The 16,995-nt window shown below is 73.4% G+C and carries 17 protein-coding genes; 5 read left to right on the top strand and 12 right to left on the bottom strand.

The genetic code is table 11. The features are described 5' to 3' along the window. Positions 1-21: 21 nt before the first annotated feature. Positions 22-1,590 carry an amidohydrolase gene (locus GA0070606_RS30660; RefSeq protein ID WP_091106751.1) on the bottom strand — a complete coding sequence of 523 codons (1,569 nt, stop codon included), beginning with the start codon at positions 1,588-1,590 and terminating at the stop codon, positions 22-24. 5 nt (positions 1,591-1,595) lie between these two features. Next, positions 1,596-2,657 (bottom strand): L-erythro-3,5-diaminohexanoate dehydrogenase, encoded by a 1,062-nt coding sequence (gene kdd, locus GA0070606_RS30655; RefSeq protein WP_091106750.1) that lies wholly within the window; start codon positions 2,655-2,657, stop codon positions 1,596-1,598. A gap of 143 nt (positions 2,658-2,800) precedes the next feature. Here kdd and GA0070606_RS30650 point away from each other — a divergent pair, with 143 nt between their 5' ends. Next, positions 2,801-4,210 carry a KamA family radical SAM protein gene (locus GA0070606_RS30650; protein ID WP_091106748.1) on the top strand — a complete coding sequence of 470 codons (1,410 nt, stop codon included), beginning with the start codon at positions 2,801-2,803 and terminating at the stop codon, positions 4,208-4,210. Positions 4,211-4,272: 62 nt separating this feature from the next. On the opposite strand, the gene GA0070606_RS30645 is transcribed toward GA0070606_RS30650, so the two are convergent. Both GA0070606_RS30645 and GA0070606_RS30640 read right to left on the bottom strand, forming a co-directional pair. Beyond that, positions 4,273-4,662, bottom strand: a complete 390-nt coding sequence (locus tag GA0070606_RS30645) for a hypothetical protein (RefSeq protein WP_141721894.1) — start codon at positions 4,660-4,662, stop codon at positions 4,273-4,275. A 162-nt stretch (positions 4,663-4,824) separates the two neighbouring features. Further along, the gene (locus GA0070606_RS30640; RefSeq protein ID WP_091106745.1) at positions 4,825-5,019 is read right to left on the bottom strand and encodes a CsbD family protein; all 195 of its coding nucleotides are present in this window, start codon (positions 5,017-5,019) and stop codon (positions 4,825-4,827) included. 167 nt (positions 5,020-5,186) lie between these two features. Between GA0070606_RS30640 and GA0070606_RS30635 the strand changes: the two genes are divergently transcribed. Further along, on the top strand, positions 5,187-5,798 hold the full coding sequence (locus GA0070606_RS30635) for a histidine phosphatase family protein (RefSeq protein ID WP_091106743.1): 612 nt from the start codon (positions 5,187-5,189) through the stop codon (positions 5,796-5,798). Here GA0070606_RS30635 and GA0070606_RS30630 read toward each other — a convergent pair. The 4 genes from GA0070606_RS30630 to GA0070606_RS30615 form a co-directional block, all read right to left on the bottom strand. Continuing rightward, a complete protein-coding gene (locus GA0070606_RS30630; RefSeq protein WP_091106740.1) occupies positions 5,728-6,234 on the bottom strand; it encodes an Lrp/AsnC family transcriptional regulator in 507 nt (168 codons plus the stop codon). The genes GA0070606_RS30635 and GA0070606_RS30630 overlap by 71 nt on opposite strands. A gap of 84 nt (positions 6,235-6,318) precedes the next feature. Beyond that, positions 6,319-7,461, bottom strand: coding sequence for an acyl-CoA dehydrogenase family protein (locus GA0070606_RS30625; RefSeq protein WP_091106738.1), 1,143 nt, complete (start codon positions 7,459-7,461; stop codon positions 6,319-6,321). Next, the gene (locus tag GA0070606_RS30620; RefSeq protein WP_091106737.1) at positions 7,458-8,573 is read right to left on the bottom strand and encodes a M24 family metallopeptidase; all 1,116 of its coding nucleotides are present in this window, start codon (positions 8,571-8,573) and stop codon (positions 7,458-7,460) included. Before GA0070606_RS30620 ends, GA0070606_RS30625 begins: the two co-directional genes overlap by 4 nt. Positions 8,574-8,699: 126 nt before the next feature. Beyond that, positions 8,700-9,794, bottom strand: a complete 1,095-nt coding sequence (locus GA0070606_RS30615; RefSeq protein WP_091106734.1) for a DUF4037 domain-containing protein — start codon at positions 9,792-9,794, stop codon at positions 8,700-8,702. A gap of 116 nt (positions 9,795-9,910) precedes the next feature. On the opposite strand from GA0070606_RS30615, the gene GA0070606_RS30610 reads away from it, so the two are divergent. The 3 genes from GA0070606_RS30610 to GA0070606_RS30600 all read left to right on the top strand — a co-directional run bounded on the left by GA0070606_RS30610 (position 9,911) and on the right by GA0070606_RS30600 (position 12,385). Continuing rightward, positions 9,911-10,138: a DUF3040 domain-containing protein gene (locus GA0070606_RS30610; RefSeq protein ID WP_091106732.1), complete on the top strand. Its 228-nt coding sequence runs from the start codon at positions 9,911-9,913 to the stop codon at positions 10,136-10,138. Between the two features lie 70 nt (positions 10,139-10,208). Beyond that, positions 10,209-11,108, top strand: coding sequence for a 5'-3' exonuclease (locus GA0070606_RS30605; protein ID WP_091106730.1), 900 nt, complete (start codon positions 10,209-10,211; stop codon positions 11,106-11,108). Positions 11,109-11,440: 332 nt separating this feature from the next. Next, entirely contained in the window at positions 11,441-12,385 is a 945-nt protein-coding gene (locus GA0070606_RS30600) for a cysteine peptidase family C39 domain-containing protein (protein WP_091106729.1), read from the top strand. A 74-nt stretch (positions 12,386-12,459) separates the two neighbouring features. Here the strand turns inward: GA0070606_RS30600 and GA0070606_RS30595 are convergent, their stop codons facing one another. The 4 genes from GA0070606_RS30595 to GA0070606_RS30580 form a co-directional block, all read right to left on the bottom strand. Then, the gene (locus GA0070606_RS30595) at positions 12,460-14,013 is read right to left on the bottom strand and encodes a glycosyltransferase family 39 protein (protein WP_091108429.1); all 1,554 of its coding nucleotides are present in this window, start codon (positions 14,011-14,013) and stop codon (positions 12,460-12,462) included. A gap of 363 nt (positions 14,014-14,376) precedes the next feature. Then, complete coding sequence (locus tag GA0070606_RS30590; RefSeq protein WP_091106727.1) at positions 14,377-14,850, bottom strand: carboxymuconolactone decarboxylase family protein; 474 nt, start codon at positions 14,848-14,850, stop codon at positions 14,377-14,379. A gap of 123 nt (positions 14,851-14,973) precedes the next feature. After that, on the bottom strand, positions 14,974-15,456 hold the full coding sequence (locus tag GA0070606_RS30585; protein WP_091106725.1) for a carboxymuconolactone decarboxylase family protein: 483 nt from the start codon (positions 15,454-15,456) through the stop codon (positions 14,974-14,976). Between the two features lie 84 nt (positions 15,457-15,540). Further along, positions 15,541-16,986, bottom strand: coding sequence for an MFS transporter (locus tag GA0070606_RS30580; RefSeq protein WP_141721892.1), 1,446 nt, complete (start codon positions 16,984-16,986; stop codon positions 15,541-15,543). Positions 16,987-16,995 lie beyond the last annotated feature (9 nt).

Raw genomic sequence — 16,995 nt, 5'->3', positions numbered from 1 at the left:
CCACGCCGTACCGATGGATGCTCACGCAGACCCTTCCTCGTAGATCACGTCACCGCGCAACACCGTGCGCCGACACACCGGCAACGGCGTCGGATCCAGCGGACCCCGCGCCTCCACGTCGTCGGCCAGCAGCACCGGCAGACCACGGTCCACCCCCGCCGGCGTCGACCACACCGCGAACGTCGCCGGCGCCCCCAACGCCAACACACCCTCGTTGTCCAGGTGCACCGCCCGCCACCCGCCACGGGTGTGCGCCGCGAACGCCGCCCGCACACTCATCCGCTGCGTCGGGTTGTGGTGCCACACCGCCGCCCGCACCGAACCCCACGGATCCAACGGCGTCACCGGCGAATCCGACCCGAACGCCAACGCCACCCCGACGCCGTGCATCGCCCCCATCGGGTTCGACTCCAACGACCGGTCCAGGCCCAACCGAGACTCGTACATCCGGCCCGCGCCACCCCACAACCGGTCGAACGCCGGCTGCATGCTCGCCACGATCCCGTACTCCACGAACCCCGCGATCAACCGCTTGTTCATGATCTCCGCGTGCTCCACGCGGTGCCGCGCCGCCCGCACCCGGTCCGTACCCAACCGCCGCGCCGCGCCCGCGAAACCCTCCAACACCGTCGAGATCGCCGCGTCACCGATCGCGTGGAACCCGCCCTGCATGCCGTGCGCCGCACAGTCCAGCAGATGATCCCGCACCTGCTCCGCCGACAGGTAGCCGTGCCCGCAACCACCGTCGCCGTCCAGGTAGTCCCGCGACACGTGCGCCGTACGCGACCCCAACGCCCCGTCGGCGAACAGGTCACCCCCCGCACCCACCGCACCCAACTCCCGGGCCCGCGCCGCACCCCCCAGCTCGCCCCAGTACCCGTACACCTCCGCCACACCGTCACCCGACAGCGCCAGCAGCCCCGTGAAGTCCTCCTCGTCGGAGATCTCCGGGCCACCGCACTCGTGCACCGCCGCGATGCCCAGCGACGCCGCGTGCCCCAACGCCGCCCGCTGCGCCGCCACCCGCTGCGCCCGCGTCACCGACGCGAACGCCGCCGCCCGCACCACGTGGTGCGCGTCACGCCGCAGCCAACCCGACGCGTCGTAACCCGCCGCCGACACCACCTGCGGACACGCCGCCAGCAACGCCGCCGACACCAACGCCGAATGGATCGACGCCTGCGACAGATACACCCGCCGCCCCCCGGCCGCCCGATCCAGCGCCGCCGCGTCCGGCAACTCCGGCGCCACCCAACCCGACTCGTCCCAACCGTGCCCCAACACCACCGCGTCCGCCGGCAACCCCGCCGCGAACACCGCCACCGCGTCCAGCAACTGCCCCGCCGACCGCACCGCCGACAGATCCAGCCCCGACAACGCCAACCCCGTGTCCGTCGCGTGCACGTGCGCGTCCACGAACGCCGGCGTCACCAACGCCCCCGCCAGGTCCACCACCCGGTCGGCGACCGGCGCGTCCGCGTCCACCCCCAGCCACGCGATCCTGCCGTCACGCACCAACAGCGCCGTCGCACGCGGATCAGCCGGACAGTGCAGCACACCGCCGCGATACAGAGTCGAGGGGTTCGTCATGACAGTCAGTCTGCCGCCAACCGCGACTCGAACAGCGCCCGGACCCCCGGCTCCGACCGCAACAACCCCAACGCCAGCTCCGCGTGCCCCGGCACGTAGCCGTTGCCGACCAGCATCGTCACGTCCGCCGCCAGGCCCTCCGCGCCCAACGCCGCCGCCGCGAAACTCGTCGCCATCGAGAAGAAGACCACCGTGCCGCCGTCGGCCGTCGCCAACACCGCCCCGTGCTCGCAGCCCGGCACGTCCACGCACACCACCGTCACGTCCGCCGGCGCCCCCAGCGCCGTCGTCACCGCCGTCGACAACGCCACCGGATCCCGCGCGTCGGCCAACGCCACCGCGTCCGCCAGGCCCGCCGCCGCCAGCGCGTCACGCTCCGCCACCACCGGCACCACCCCGACCGTACGGGCGGCGCCCGCCCGCCGCGCCGCGGCCAACGACAGCGACCCGCTCTTGCCCGCGCCCCCGATCACCGCCACCCGCACCGGTGACGGATCCCCCGCCCGCTCCCGGTCCGCCACGTGCCGCGACACCACCCGCGCCGTCAACGCCGGCGCCCCGCACACGTCCAGCACCGCCAGCGACAACTGCGGGTCCAGGTCCGCCGGCAGCACCGCCGCGATCGACCGCGCGAACAGGATCGCGTACCCGTCGCACGGCACCTGCTCGCTGCGCCCGTCCCAGCGGGCCAGCCCGTCGAGGATCGTCAGCGGCGTCAGCGTCAGCGACACCAGCGTCGCCACCCGCTGCCCCGGCTTCAGCCCCAACGGGGAACGCCGCCCCGCCTCCTCTACCGTGCCGATCAACATGCCACCGGACCCGGTCACCGGATTCTGCATCTTCCCCCGGGCCGACACGATCTCCAGGACCTCGGCGCGGACCGCGTCGCCGTCACCGCCGTGCTTCTCCCACAACTGCCGGAAGCTCGCCGCGTCCAGGTTCAACCGCTCCACCCGGATACGAACCTCGTTCGCCGCGATCTCCGGGCGCGCGTCCAGCCGCCACGCCGCCTGCGGCAGCACCCCCGCCGGTTCGACAACGCGGTGCAGACCCACCGGTGACGTCACGCCGACCTCCCCTGTCAAAGCCGCCCGAAGCCCCGACCAGGGCTCGCGTAGCGGGAAAACTTCCGGCAGACTAATTTCTTCACCGCATATTTTCCAGTAGCCTTCGGAACCGCTGATCAACCACACCACTTCGAGGAGGGGCCGTGACCCAGACCCAACCGGTGGAGACCATCCCTGCGCCCCGCTCCACGCCGGTCGCGACCCCCACCGCCGGACAGCCCTACGAATACCGCCGCGCGCCCCTCGTCGAACCCGACTGGACCCGCTTCCCCGGCTGGCGCCACGTCACCCGCGACCAGTGGGAGAACGCCCAGTGGCAGCGCGTCAACTGCGTCAAGAACATCAAGCAGCTGCGCAACGTCCTCGGTGACCTCGTCGACGAGACCTTCTACGCCGACCTCGAGGCCGACCAGAAGGCCCTGGCCACCATGTCCATGCTGGTGCCGCCGCAGATGCTCAACACGATGGTGCCGTTCGCCCCGATGACCACCGAGGCGCTCCTCGCCGACCCCATCCGGCGCTACATGATCCCCGTCGCCTCCGACCGGCGCACCGACTGGCCCTCCCACCCGTACGCCAGCCGCGACTCACTGCACGAACACGACATGTGGGTCGCCGAGGGCCTCACCCACCGCTACCCCACCAAGGTCCTCGCCGAACTGCTCTCCACCTGCCCGCAGTACTGCGGCCACTGCACCCGCATGGACCTCGTGGGCAACTCCACCCCCGCCGTCGACAAGCTCAAGCTCACCCTCAAGCCCGTCGACCGCTACGACGCCCACATCAGCTACCTCAAGGCCCACCCCGGCGTCCGCGACGTCGTCGTCTCCGGCGGCGACGTGGCCAACGTCCCGTGGCGCAACCTCGAGTCCTACCTGATGCGGCTGCTCGAACTGGAGACCGTCCGCGACATCCGGCTCGCCACCAAGGCCCTCATGGGCCTGCCCCAGCACTGGCTCCAGCCCGACGTCGTCGAGGGCCTCGAACGTGTCGCCCGCACCGCCGCCCGCCGCGGGGTCAACCTCGCCATCCACACCCACGTCAACCACGCCCAGTCGCTCACCCCGCTGGTCGCCAAGGCCGCCCAGACCGCCCTCGACGTCGGCGTACGCGACGTCCGCAACCAGGGCGTGCTCATGCGCGGCGTCAACGCCACCGCCCCCGACCTGCTCGACCTCTGCTTCGCCCTCCAGGGCGAGGCCGGCATCCTGCCGTACTACTTCTACATGTGCGACATGATCCCCAACGCCGAGCACTGGCGGGTCCCGGTCTGGCACGCCCAGCAGCTCCAGCACGACATCATGGGCTACCTGCCCGGCTACGCCACCCCGCGCATCGTCTGTGACGTCCCCTTCGTCGGCAAGCGCTGGGTGCACATGCTCACCGAGTACGACCGCGAGCGCGGCATCTCCTACTGGACGAAGAACTACCGCACCTCCATCGAGTCGGCCGACCTGGAGGCGCTCAACAAGCGCTACGCCTACTACGACCCGATCGACACCCTGCCCGAGACCGGGCAGAAGTGGTGGGCCGACCACCGCATCGAGGACTGACCCGCCGACACGCGTCACCCCCGGAGCCGCCCGCCGGCCCGGGGGTGACGCGTGTCCGCCGCTCAGGCCACCCGGTGCGTGGTGGCGACCGCGCTCGAACAGTCGGCGATGGTGGTGGGCTGCGAGACGTTGAGCGCGTCCAGCCGGGACCACCCGTTGACGCCGGTCGTCGTGTTGCGGAGGAAGATCCAGAGCGCGTTGGTGTAGGTCGCGCAGTGGACGTCGATCCCCTGACCCGGGTAACCGAGCCCGCGGCTGGCACAGTCGACGTGCGGGTACGCCCGGATGTTGCTTCCGTTGCCGAACGAGATGGCGCCCCCGCTGTACAGATCCGGGTGGGTGCCGTGGCCGGAGCAGTGCGCGCTGGCCGGGCTGGCGGGCATCAGCGCCAGCACCGAGCCGCCCACGACGAGCGCCAGTGCGGACGCGCTGGAGAGCAACCGAGATCGCATGCGGGACATCCTCCAGAAGACGGTGACAACTGTCGATGAGGATGCCACGCGTTCGCGCCCCGGTGACCGCTCCCGCCCGAACGCAGCAGCGTCGAAGAGAACGCCGGGCCTGACGCGGTGCGGCCGCCGGCACGTGCCGGCGGCCGCACCGCGAACCACGGGTCACCTCGTGAAGGCGTCCCGCACGTCGCGACCGGCGTCCTTCACGTGCTCGCCGGCCTGGCGGGCGCGCGCGTCCTGCTGCTGCGCGGCGCCCTCGCCGCGCAACCGCTCGTTGTCGGTGGCGTCGCCGATCCGCTCCTTGGCCGCCCCGGTGAGCTGCTCGACCTTGTTCTTCGCCTTGTCGGTGAAGCTCATGTCGCCTCCTCTGCTGGTGCGCCCGTCGAGGGCCTCCCCGACGCTTCCTGCCCGGTTTCCCGGTGTCGCTGCCGGGAAACTGTTTCGTGGTGTGCCAGCGCACACCCGGCAGGGCATCCTAGGACACTAGGTGCACGGGGGTGCCGTGTGTCTGGTTGACTGGGCCGATGGGCGACCTCCTGCTGATCCGGCACGGCGAGACCACCTGGAGCGCCAGCCGCCGGCACACCTCGTACACCGACCTCCCGCTCACCCCCGACGGCGAGCGGCAGGCCCGCGCCCTCGGCCGGTTCCTCGCCGGCCGGCAACTCGCCGCAGTCCTGACCAGCCCCCGCGCCCGGGCGCTGCACACCGCGCAGCTCGCCGGGCTCGCCGTCACCGGCACCGACGACGACCTCGCCGAGTGGCACTACGGCGACTACGAGGGGCGCACCACCGCCGACATCCACGACGAGCACCCGAGCTGGAACCTCTGGGCCGACGGCTGCCCCGGCGGGGAGTCCCCCAGCGAGGTCGGCGAACGCCTCGACCGCGTACTCGCCCGGATCCACCCGCTGCTCGACCGGGGCACCGTCGCCCTCGTCGGGCACGCGCACAGCCTGCGGGTGCTCGGCGCCCGCTGGGTGGGCCTGCCGCCGTCGGCCGGCGGCCTCCTGCGGTTGGACACCGCAACCGTCAGCGTGCTCGGCCACGAGCACGGCCGGCGGGTCATCCTGCGGTGGAACCAGCCGGTTCCCCCGGCACCCGGGACCGCGGCCGAGCCGGGGGCTCGGCACTGATCTTCGGCGGCCGGTTCTCGTACGGGGTCGACAGCACCACCGTCGTGCGGGTGGTCACGTTCGCCGCCGTCCGGATCTCCTGCAGCACCCGCTCCAGGTCGGCCGGGCTGGCCACCCGCACCAGCAGCAGGTAGAAGTCCTCCCCCGCCACCGAGTAGCACGAGTCGATCTCCGGCAGGTGGGCCAGCCGCTCCGGCGCGTCGTCCGGCTGCGACGGGTCGAACGGCCGGATCGCCACGAACGCGGTCAGCGGCAGGTCCAGGGCCTCGAAGGAGACCCGGGCGGCGTACCCCCTGATGACGCCGCGCTGCTCCAGCCGGCGGACCCGCTGGTGCACGGCGGACACCGACAGGCCCACCTTCTCCGCGAGGTCCGTGTACGACAGCCGACCGTCAGCGGTCAGCGCGGCGACGATGGCACGGTCGATCTCCTCCACGGCGTGCAACCTACCGGGAAAACGGCGCGGCTGCGACGACGGACCCCCGCCGGCACGACGCGGCGCACGCGCGGTGCGCCGCGATCAGCCCTTCGCCAGGGCCCGGGAGATGACCAGCCGCTGGATCTGGTTGGTGCCCTCGACGATCTGCAGCACCTTGGCCTCGCGCATGTAGCGCTCCACCGGGTGGTCCGCCACGTAGCCGGCGCCGCCGAGCACCTGCACCGCGTCGGTGGTGACCCGCATCGCCACGTCGGTGGCGAAGAGCTTCGCCTTCGCCGCCTCGGTCGAGTACGGCCGGCCGGCGTCGCGCAGCCGGGCCGCGGCCAGGGTCAAAGCCCGGGCCGCGGAGATCTGGGTGGCCGCGTCGGCGAGCAGGAAGCCCAGCCCCTGGAAGTCGATGATCGCCCTGCCGAACTGCTGACGCTCCCGGGCGTAGCCGACCGCGTAGTCCAGCGCCGCCTGGGCCAGCCCCACCGCACAGGCGGCGATGCCGAGGCGCCCCGAGTCCAGGGCGGACATGGCGATGGTGAAGCCCATCCCCTCCCCACCGATCAGCCGCTCCGCCGGCACCCGGGCGTCGTCGAAGGCGATCTGCGCCACCGGCGAGGCGTGCAGGCCCATCGTCCGCTCCGCCGCCTGCGGCGTGATGCCCGCCGTGCCCCGGTCGGCCAGCAGGCAGGAGATGCCCTTCGGGCCGGGGCCGCCGGTGCGGCAGAAGACGTTGTAGAAGTCCGCGACCCGGGCATGGGTGATCCACGCCTTGGTGCCGGTCACCACGTAGGAGTCGCCGTCGCGAACGGCCTTCGTGGCCAGCGAGGCGGCGTCCGACCCGCCCTGCGGCTCCGAGAGGCAGTACGCGCCGAGCAGTTCGCCGCCGATCATGTCGGGCAGCAGCTTTCGCTGCTCGTCGGTGCCGAACTGGGCCAGCGGGTAGCAGGACAGGGTGTGCACGCTGACCGCCTCGGCGACCGCGAGCCACCGGCTGGCCAGAATCTCCAGCACCTGCAGGTAGACCTCGTACGGCTGGGCGGCACCGCCGTGCTCCTCGGCGTACGGCAGGCCGAGCAGGCCGGCCCGGCCGAGGGTGCGCAGCACCTCCCGGGGAAACTCCGCGCGCTGCTCGAACCCGGCCGCGTTCGGCGCGAGCTCCCGGTCGGCGAGTTCGGTGGCGAGGTCGAGCAGGTCGTGGGCCTCGTCGGTGGGGAGGATCCGGTCGACAGTCATAGCGCGATGAGCTCCGTGGGGGTGGTGTTGAGCCGTTGCACGCCGTCCGTGGTGCAGACGACGATGTCCTCGATGCGGGCGCCGTGCCGGCCCGCCAGGTAGATGCCCGGTTCGACGGAGAACGCCATCCCCGCCTCGAGCGGGCGGGCGTTGCCCGCCACCACGTACGGCTCCTCGTGGCCGTCCAGGCCGATGCCGTGGCCGGTGCGGTGCAGGAACGCGGGGCCGTGGCCGGCGGCGGTGATCGGCTCCCGCGCGGCGGTGTCGACGGCCTCGGCGGTCACCCCGGGGCGGACGGCGGCCACCGCCGCGCGCTGGGCGGCGTGCAGCACCGCGTAGTAGTCGACGAACTCGGCCGGCGGCGGGCCGCCGACGACGTAGGTGCGGGTGCAGTCCGAGCGGTAGCCCGAGGGCATGGTGCCGCCGATGTCGACCACCACCGGCTCGCCGGCGCCGATCGGCCGGTCGGAGGTGCCGTGGTGCGGGCTGGCGCCGTTGGGGCCGGCGGCGACGATCACGAAGTCCACGGTGACGTGGCCGGCGGCGCGGATCGCCGCGGCGATGTCGGTGGCGACCTCCGCCTCGGTGCGGCCGGGCCGCAGCCACCGTCCCATCCGTTCGTGCACCGCGTCGATCGCCGCGCCCGCCTCGGCCAGCGCCGCGACCTCGGCCGGGGACTTGCGGATCCGCAGCTCGCGCAGCACCTCGGAGGCCAGCCGCTGGGTCGCGCCGGGCAGCGCCGCGCGCAGGGCGAGGACCTGCTCGGCCCACATCCGGTCGGCCAGCCCGACCGCCGTGACGGGCCCGCCGAGGGCGGCGGTGACGAGGGGGTACGGGTCGGCGCCGTCGGCGTGGTCGACGATCCGCACGCCGGTGGCCGGGGCCGGGGACGCCTCCGCGGCCGGCCGTTCCAGGGCCGGCACGATCAGCGTCGGGTCGCCCTCGGCGGGCAGCACCAGGCAGGTCAGCCGCTCGCCGGCGTGCGCGTCGTAGCCGGTCAGGTAGCGCAGGTCCGAGCCGGGGCTGAGCAGCAGCGCGTCCAGCCCGGCGGCGGCGGTGGCGCGCTGCGCGGCGGCCAGCCGCTGCGGCGGATACAGCTCCTCGGATCCCACCCGGTCAGCTTAACGTTCGTTCGGGCGCCGACCCAGCCCGGCCGGCGCGCCGGGGAACCCTCCACCGTCGGCCCGACCGGCGTCGGGCGGACGTCCGTCCCCGGGGCGCTGCCCCCGGAACCCCGGTCAGGACGGGTCCGTCGGGTCCGGCTCGGCGGGGAGCGCGCCGGCCAGCCGCCGGGCCCGTTCGGCGTGGGTCAGCAGGTCCACGCTGTCGACGTACTGGTCGACCGCGCCGAGCGGCGGACGCTCCCGCAGGGCCGGGTCGGTGATGGCGGCGCGCAGCGCGGCGGCGACCCGGCCGGCGTCCAGGACCAGGAACGGCCGCCGATGGAAGGGACGCGGACGGGCGCGCACGGGGGCGGCCAGGCCCGTGTCGTCGGTCCACGCGGCGACCGCCGCCAGCGCCCGCACCAGCCCGTCCTGCCGCCGCGGCCACTCGTCGGGACCGAGCGCGTCGGTCAGGGCCGCGACCACCGGCGCCGCGCCGGGCAGCCGGGCGAACACCGTGCCCAGCCACTTGTCGTACGGCGGCCAGCGCCGGCGCAGCAGCAGGCCCAGCCGCATCACGTCCCGGGCCAGCCCGGCGGTGACCACCCGGCTGCCGACGTCGTCGCCGACCTCGGCACAGCGGCCGGGCAGGTGTTCCGCCTGCGCGACGCGGGTCCATCCGGCGGCGAGCACGTGCCGCCACACGTCGTCCGGGTACCACCGCAGCGCGGCCCGCGCCCCGGTGAGCGCGCCGCCGAGGCCGTCGTGGAAGACCTCGCCGCCGGTCACCTCCGCCAGCCGCTGGCTCGGGGTGGCCAGCCAGTCCGCCGTGGTCACCCCGGCCCCCGGGTCGAAGCCGAGCCGGTCGCGCCACCAGCCGCCCAACTCGTCGATCCTCACCCCGTGCCGCCTGCCCGCCGGGTCGGCCACCCCGAGGCGGCCGTGGCCGGCGAACCGGGTCGGCCAGCCGAGGAACTCGGCCGGCAGGTCGGCGTCCAGCGCCGCGTGCAGGCTCGGGATCCGCCACGCGTCGGCCGCCGACACGAAGAGCTGCCCGCGCGGCCCCCAGTCGTGGTCGGTGGAGCGGGCGGTGTCCAGCCCGAGCAGTTCCGAGCCGCCGTCGAGCAGGCCGGCCGCGTAGCGCAGGCCGGGAAAGCGCCGGCGCAAAATCGGCGCGAGCACCTCGCCGTGGAACCGTCGGCCGAGCGTCAGGCCGGGAACGAACGTCACACCGGTCAGTCTGCGCCCCGGGCCGGCGCGGTCGCAGCACTGTTCCGGCCCGGGCGCCCGCCCGCGCCGATAGCCTGTACCTGCGAGCGCCTCGCCGACGGAGAGGACCCACAGCCGTGGCAACTGCCGACCAGGACCGCGCCGCGACACGACGCCGCCGGCTGCTCTGGTCGGGGATCCTCGCGGTGGCCGGCCTGGCGCTGCTGGTCGTCGGCCTGACGATCGCCGACGGCACGGCGGCCTGGATCGAGGTGGCGGCGGCGATCGCGCTGCTGGTGGCGAGCTACGCCGTGCAGTACCTGGCCCGCCGCGAGACGCTCTACTCCAGCGACGAGCGCCCCTGACCCGCGCCGTGCCCCCCGATCGTCGGTGCGGTGTGCCAGGCTGTCGGGCGTGGCACAGCGACCCCCGATCATGCTCATCGACGCGCCCAGCCTCTACTTCCGGGCCTTCTTCGGCATCCCCGAGTCCGCGGCCCGGGCCGCCGACGGCAGTCCCGTCAACGCGGTGCGCGGGTTCCTCGACATGCTGGCGACCCTGATCCGCACCCGGCGGCCCGACCGGATGGTCTGCGCCATGGACCACGACTGGCGGCCCGACTGGCGGGTGGCGCTGCTGCCGTCGTACAAGGCGCACCGGCTGGCGCCCGAGGGCGGCGAGGTGGTGCCCGACACGCTCTCCCCGCAGGTGCCGCTGATCCTCGAGGTGCTCGACGCCGTCGGCATCACCCACGTCGGCGCGGCCGGCTACGAGGCCGACGACGTGCTGGGCACCCTGTCGGTGACGCAGCCGGCGCCGGTCGAGGTGGTCTCCGGCGACCGCGACCTGTTCCAGCTCGTCGACGACGCCCGCCCGGTGCGCCTGCTCTACGTCGGGCGGGGCGTGGCGAAGCTCGACGACTGCGACGACGCCGCCGTGCGGTCCCGCTACGGGGTGCCGGCCGCCCGCTACGCCGACTTCGCCGCGCTGCGCGGCGACCCCAGCGACGGGCTGCCCGGGGTGCCGGGGGTCGGCGAGAAGACGGCCGCACGCCTCGTGGAGCGGTACGGCGACATCGCGGGCATCCTGGCCGCACTTGACGATCCGGGCTCCGGCTTCGCCCCCGGGCTGCGCGCCAAGCTCGCCGCCGCGCGGGACTACCTGGCGGTCGCGCCGAAGGTGGTCCGGGTCGCCCTCGACGTGCCGCTGCCCGAGCTGGTCACGGAGCTGCCGGCCGCCCCGGCCGACCCCGACCGGCTGCTGGCGCTGGCCGAGGAGTGGAACCTGGCCGGCTCCGCGCGCCGCCTGGTCGACGCCCTCGCCCAGCCGGCCTGAAGCACGTCGGACGGTCGTTGTCGGCGCCCGTGCCGGCTTGCGAGCCCGCTCCCGCGCGGCTGCCGAGGGGGCAGCCGCGCAGGAGGACCCGGCCAGTTCCAGGTGCTGCCCCGTCACCAACATCACCATCTCCGAACAGCAGGATCGCCACGATCGACATCCTGTCCGGCCCCGACCGGCTGGCCAAGATCAGCCGCGCGCACCTGAAGCCGTGGTGTCTGGCGCACACCGATCCCCGCCGAGTCAACGGTGCTCTCGAGGCGAGGGCACGTTACGAGGCAGACGCACATCGGCTTGCCCCTGACACCGTGTCAGGCGGCACGATGCGAGGCATGTTTGCCAGCTATGTCGGCTCCGGGCCGTACTGTTACGCCAATTCCCTCGCAATGGTCATGGGCGGCGAGGCGCCGCCTCCGGCCGTGATCGAGGTGCTCACGGGCTCCCCGTACGGGATGCAGCTCATTGGCGGTCGCCTGCCACTGTTCGACGCGTTCGGCTGGGACCCCGAGATCGGGGTCGACGCCGCGATCGGCCTGCTCGGCTGGGAGTGCGAGCGCGCGGACGGCGGGACGGCGGCAGCGGCGCTCGACCGGCTGCGCCGAGCCTGCCAGGACGGCCCGGTGCTGGCCGGGCCGCTCGAACTCGGTCTGCTGTCCTACCAGCCCGGGTCGGGCAAGGCGGTCGGCGCCGACCACTACGTGGTGGTGCTGAAGGTGGGCGACGACACCGTGCTCGTGCACGACCCGCAGGGCTACCCGTACGCCACGCTGCCGGTCGACGCCTTCGCCGAGGCGTGGCGCGGGGACTTGATCCCCTACCTGGAGCGGCCGTTCCGGATGCGGCACGGGTTCACCCGGCGCGAGCAGGTCGGCCCGGAGGAGGCGTTGGGGCGCTCCCTGCCCACCGGGCTGGCCTGGCTGGCGGGCCGGAAGGACGTGGACGTCCCTCCTGGCACGCTGGGGCAGGCCGAGGCCGCCGAGCGTACGGCCGAACTGGTGGAGGAAGGGCTGGATCCCGAGATCAGGGCGCTGTGGCAGGCGTTCGCGGTGCGGGTAGGTGCCCGCCGCCTCAACGACCTGTCGGCCTGCCTGTCGCTCCTCGGCCTCGATGCCGGCGCGGCCGTCGCCGCGGAGCAGGCCCGTATCGTCGGTGGCCTGCAGGGTCCGCTCGTGTCGGGTGACGACGTGGCGCTCGCGGCCGGGCTGCGCCGATTGGCTCCGACGTACGAACGGCTGCGTGGCGTCCTGATCGCCGACCTGGGTACGCCCCAGGTGTAATGCCCGGGGACGTCGACCAACCTGGTGACGGGCAGCCTGCCGGCGGTAGCGGTGTTCGCGCGCTCGGTCGCCCGTCACCCGCGGTGGCGTACCTCGGTGTCCCAGATCTCCGCCCACGGACGCCGCAGGCCACGACAGAGCCAGATTGGCCCGCCGTTCTCGTCGTTGTCGACCTCGACCCGCTGGTCCACCCGGCCGGCGAGGGTGACCTCGGAGAACCAGTCGCGCAGCCGGTCGGGCCGCGCGAACCCGACCGCGAGGACCACGTCCGCGGTCTCCGGCGGGCGGCCGAAGCCGGCCATGCTGTTGTGGCCCGAGTAGGCGGGCGGCAGGTCGCGCGCCGGGCCGTAGCGGGCCACGGCACCGGCCTCACCGTAGTTGGCGGTGAGGATGACGGCGCGCTGCCGCTGGTCGGCGGGCAGGCCCCGGTGCACGGCCGCGATCGAGTCGGCGAAGGCGGGCCAGCCGATGGTCTCGCCGACGTCGTAGTTGGCGGCGACGACGAAGCCGGGCAGCCGGTCGACGGGCAGCACGGGCAGCAGCAGCACCGCGCTGCTGACGGCGGTCAGCGCGGCGCCCACGGCCAGCAGGGCCCGGCGCGGCAGCCGTCGACCCCGGGCGGCCCAGCCGACGGTGACGACCGCCCCGGCGGCGGTGAGCACCAGCAGCAGCGGGGCGTCGTAGTAGCCCTTGCCGCCGGCGAGCAGCACGACGGCGACCACCACCAGCCAGGCCCACCCCAGCGCCCGGTACGCCCGCCAGGCCGGCCGGCGCAGCAGCGCCACCAGCCCGGCGACCCAGATCGGCACCGTGAACGGGCTGATGATGACGAACTGGAGGACGAGCGCGTCGAGCCGGCCGCTGTACGAACTGTCGCCGGCGGCGATCGAGGCGGCCACCGAGAGCTGCGGGAAGCCGTGGGCCGCCTGCCAGATCAGGGTCGGCGCGGCGAGCAGCAGGAAGACCGCGGCGGCGGCGAGCACCCACCGGTCGCGCAGGAGCCGACGCGGCCCAGCGATCAGGAGCCCGGCGAGCAGGCCGACGGCGAGCAGGGCCGGCAGCAGCTTGTTGAGCATGCCGACGCCGAGCGCGAGCCCGACGCCGAGCGCCCAACGGCTGTCCCCGGTGCGCAGCATCCGCGCCGCGCACAGCGCGGCCGCCAGCCAGACCAGCAGGTCGACGCTGGTGGTGCTGAGCAGGTGACCACCGGCGAGGACGATGCCGGCCGTGGCGGCGAGGAACGCGGCGTAGGTCTGCGCGCCGCGCCCGGCGCCGAACTCGCGGGCGATCGCGGCGACCAGCAGTACCGCCGCGCCGCCGATCAACGCCGACGGGGTCCGCAGCACCGTCAGGCTGCCCGGCGCGATCGTGTCCGCCAGGCGGGCCAGCGCCGGCACCAGCGGGCCCTGGTCGACGTAGCCCCAGTCGAGGTGTCGGCCGCAGAGCAGGAAGTAGAGCTCGTCGCGGTGGTGGCCGTAGCGGCCGGAGAGCAGCAGGAGGACCGTCGTCGTGGTCGCCGCGACCCACCAGGGGCCGGTGGCCCGGGGACCTGGCGGGGTGGGCCGCCGCCGAGCGGGCGTGGCGTGGCCGGGTGTGCTGGCGGCGACGTCGGCGACGGGATCGGCCACCCGCACATCATCGTCCCGCGCGGCCGGCGCCCGCTACCCGCCACCCGGAGGATTCCGGCTCGACGCGCGGCCCGACGAGATGCTGACCCACATCTCCGCGGCAGACAGCGAGAACGTCCCACGCCGATGTCGGCTCCGGGCTGCGACCATTCCACGACCTGCCCGAGACGGCTGGTTCAGCGCCATCTGGTTGTGATGGTCGAGAGCACGGCGCGGGGAGCCCTGGAGATCGCCGAAGGTGCGGAGAGGACGTCTTGCCGCTGCGCGGCTCCCACTTGCTGTCGCGGGATGTCAGCGTCCATGCCGGCTTGCGAGCCCGCTCCTGCGCGGCTACCCGAGGGGCAGCCGCGCAGGAGGACCCGGCTAGTTCCAGGTGGTGCCGGCAGGATCTTTGATGATGTTGTTGATGGTGTTGAAGAGGTTGCTGGTGGCCATCCACAGGATCAGGGTGGCGCGCTGTCGTTCGTCGTAGTGCTCGACGAGTTCGTTCCAGACTGCGTCGGGGACGGCGTCGTCGGACTGGTCGTTCATGCGGGTTGCCGCTTCGGCCAGCGCCAGGGCAGCCCGTTCGGCGTCGGTGAAGTACGGCGACTGCCGCCATGCCGCCACCGTGATCAGCTGGTCGTCGGTGACCCCGGCCTTTCTGGCCTCGGCTGCGTCGGCGTACAGGCAGGCGCTGCCGCCGTTGATCTGACTACCGCGCACGGCGGCCAGCATCAGCGTCGCCGCCGGAACGACACCCTGCTCCATGTCGTGTTGCATGGCCCGCATGAGGGCCCCGATCGCGTGTCCCGCGTCCGGTACCAGGTAGGCCGGATTGGCCATTCGCGCGTGCATGATCCGTTTCCTCGGGTTGTGGATTGCTGGACGAGCCGGGGGTGGGGCGAGCGAGCCGCCTGGCCCGGCCCTGATCTGGCCTCCGGGCGAGATGCCGCATCCTGGCCCGGGGCGTCTTCGGCGTTACGGCCTCCACTGCTCCGCCGGCGACACACCCGGCAGCGGCTTGCCGATGAGTGCCAGCGGAAGGAAGAAGCAGACTTGGCCGATGGCCATGATGAGCGTGGCGAGCGCCTTGTCGTCGTACTGTTCGGACGCCCGGGAGTAGAGCTCGTCGGGGACCCGCTCGCCGAAGGGGTTCGGGGTGAGCACGGACTCGACCAGTTCCAGCGCGATGCGTTCGGCGTCGGTGAAGTAGGGCGCGTCCCGCCAGGACGCCACGGCGGTGATGCTTTCCTCGGTGGCGCCGGCCTTGCGGAGGTTGCCGGTGTGCAGGACGGTCAGGTAGGTGCTGCCGACGATCTGACCGGCGCGCAACTGGACCAGGCTGATGGTGATCTGCGGGATCGTGCCGTTCCCGGTTGCCTTGTACAGAGCGCCGCCGACGTCCTTGAGCTCGGGGACGAGCACGGCGGGGTTGGGCAGGCGCGACTCGGTGACGGTCATGGGCATTCCTTCCTTGATCTTGGGTCGTGGATCACTGTTCTGACGGATCGAATGGGCCGAAGGTGACCGGCGAGACGGTCGACTTCATCCGGGCATGCTCCCGAGGGCCTCCGGTTTGCGCTCGGTGTGCCGGTTCGTGGGCCGGGGACGCAGGAGGAGGACGGCGGCAAGGATCGCGGCCAGGTAGAAGCCGCCCCCGCCGAGCATGCCGACGGTGTAGCCGCTGGTGAGCGCGTCGGGCAGGGGGGTACCTGCCGGTTGGCTCGTGGTGACGTTGACGGCGATGCCAGCCAGGACGGCCAGGCCGAGGGCACCGCCGATCTGCTGGCTGGTGTTGACCAGGCCGGAGGCGATGCCCGAGTCGCGCGATGCGACACCCTGGACGCCGCCGATGGTGGCTGCGACGAAGCCGATGCCCAGGCCGATGCCGCCGGCGAGCTGCGCGGGCAGCAACACGAGCAGCGGGTTCTGGTCCGGGGTCAGCAGGCTGAACCAGCCCATCGCCGCGGCGGCCACCGCCGTCCCGGTCGCCAGAACGACCTGCGTAGAGGTACGGGCCTGCAGTCTGGGGCCGACGACGCCGGAGCCGAGGCCTATGCCTACGGCGAACGGCAGATAGGCCACGCCGGTGATCATGGGCGGGTACTGTTTGATCGTCTGCATGTACAGGGTGAGGAAGTAGAAGGTGGCCAGTTGCCCGGCGCCCATCAGGAGCATCACCACATTCGCACCGAGCCTGCCGCGGTCGCCCAGGACGCCTGACGGCAGCATCGGGCGGCGCGCGCTGCGCTGGACGAGCGCGAACACCACGAGCAGCGCCACGGCGATCGCGCCGACGGTCACGGTGAGCCCGTCGCCGACGCCATGCGACCCGGCCCGGTTGATCGCGTACACCAGCGCACCGAGGGCGAGCGTCACCGTGCCCGCTCCGGGCAGGTCGAGGCCGCCGCGCTCGCGGGTGCCGGGCACCAGGGCGAATGTCCCGGCCAGGACCAGCAGCGCGATGGGGATGTTGACGAACATGATCCACCGCCAGCCCCAGTACTCGGTGAGCGCGCCGCCCAGCAGCAGGCCCACAACCGAGCCCAGGCCGCCCATGGCGCCGTAGACACCGAGCGCCCTGTTGCGCGCCGGCCCGGCGGCAAAGGTGTCGGCCAGCAGGGACAGCGCGGCCGGAGCGACGATCGCGGCGCCGACACCCTGCAGGACGCGGGCGGCCATCAGCACGGTGCCGTTGCCGGCCAGACCGCCCAGCAGAGAGGCGGCCAGGAAGACGACCAGTCCGGCGCGGAACATCCTGCGGCGGCCGAACACGTCGCCGGCGCGACCGCCGGCCAGCAGCAGGCCACCGAAGGCCAGGGCGTAGGCGGTGAGCACCCAGTCCAGGTCGGCCTCGGCGATGCCGAGCCCGGTTCCGATGACGGGCAGGCCCACGGTCACGATGGTGCCGTCCATCACCACCAGCAACTGCGCGGCGGCGATCACCAGCAGGGCCAGGCGGGTGTCGCGGGTATCGAGATGCGAGGTCATGCCGGTTCC

This window comes from Micromonospora citrea, assembly GCF_900090315.1.
Classification (GTDB): domain Bacteria; phylum Actinomycetota; class Actinomycetes; order Mycobacteriales; family Micromonosporaceae; genus Micromonospora; species Micromonospora citrea.
This window is presented reverse-complemented; position numbering and strand designations above follow the sequence as displayed.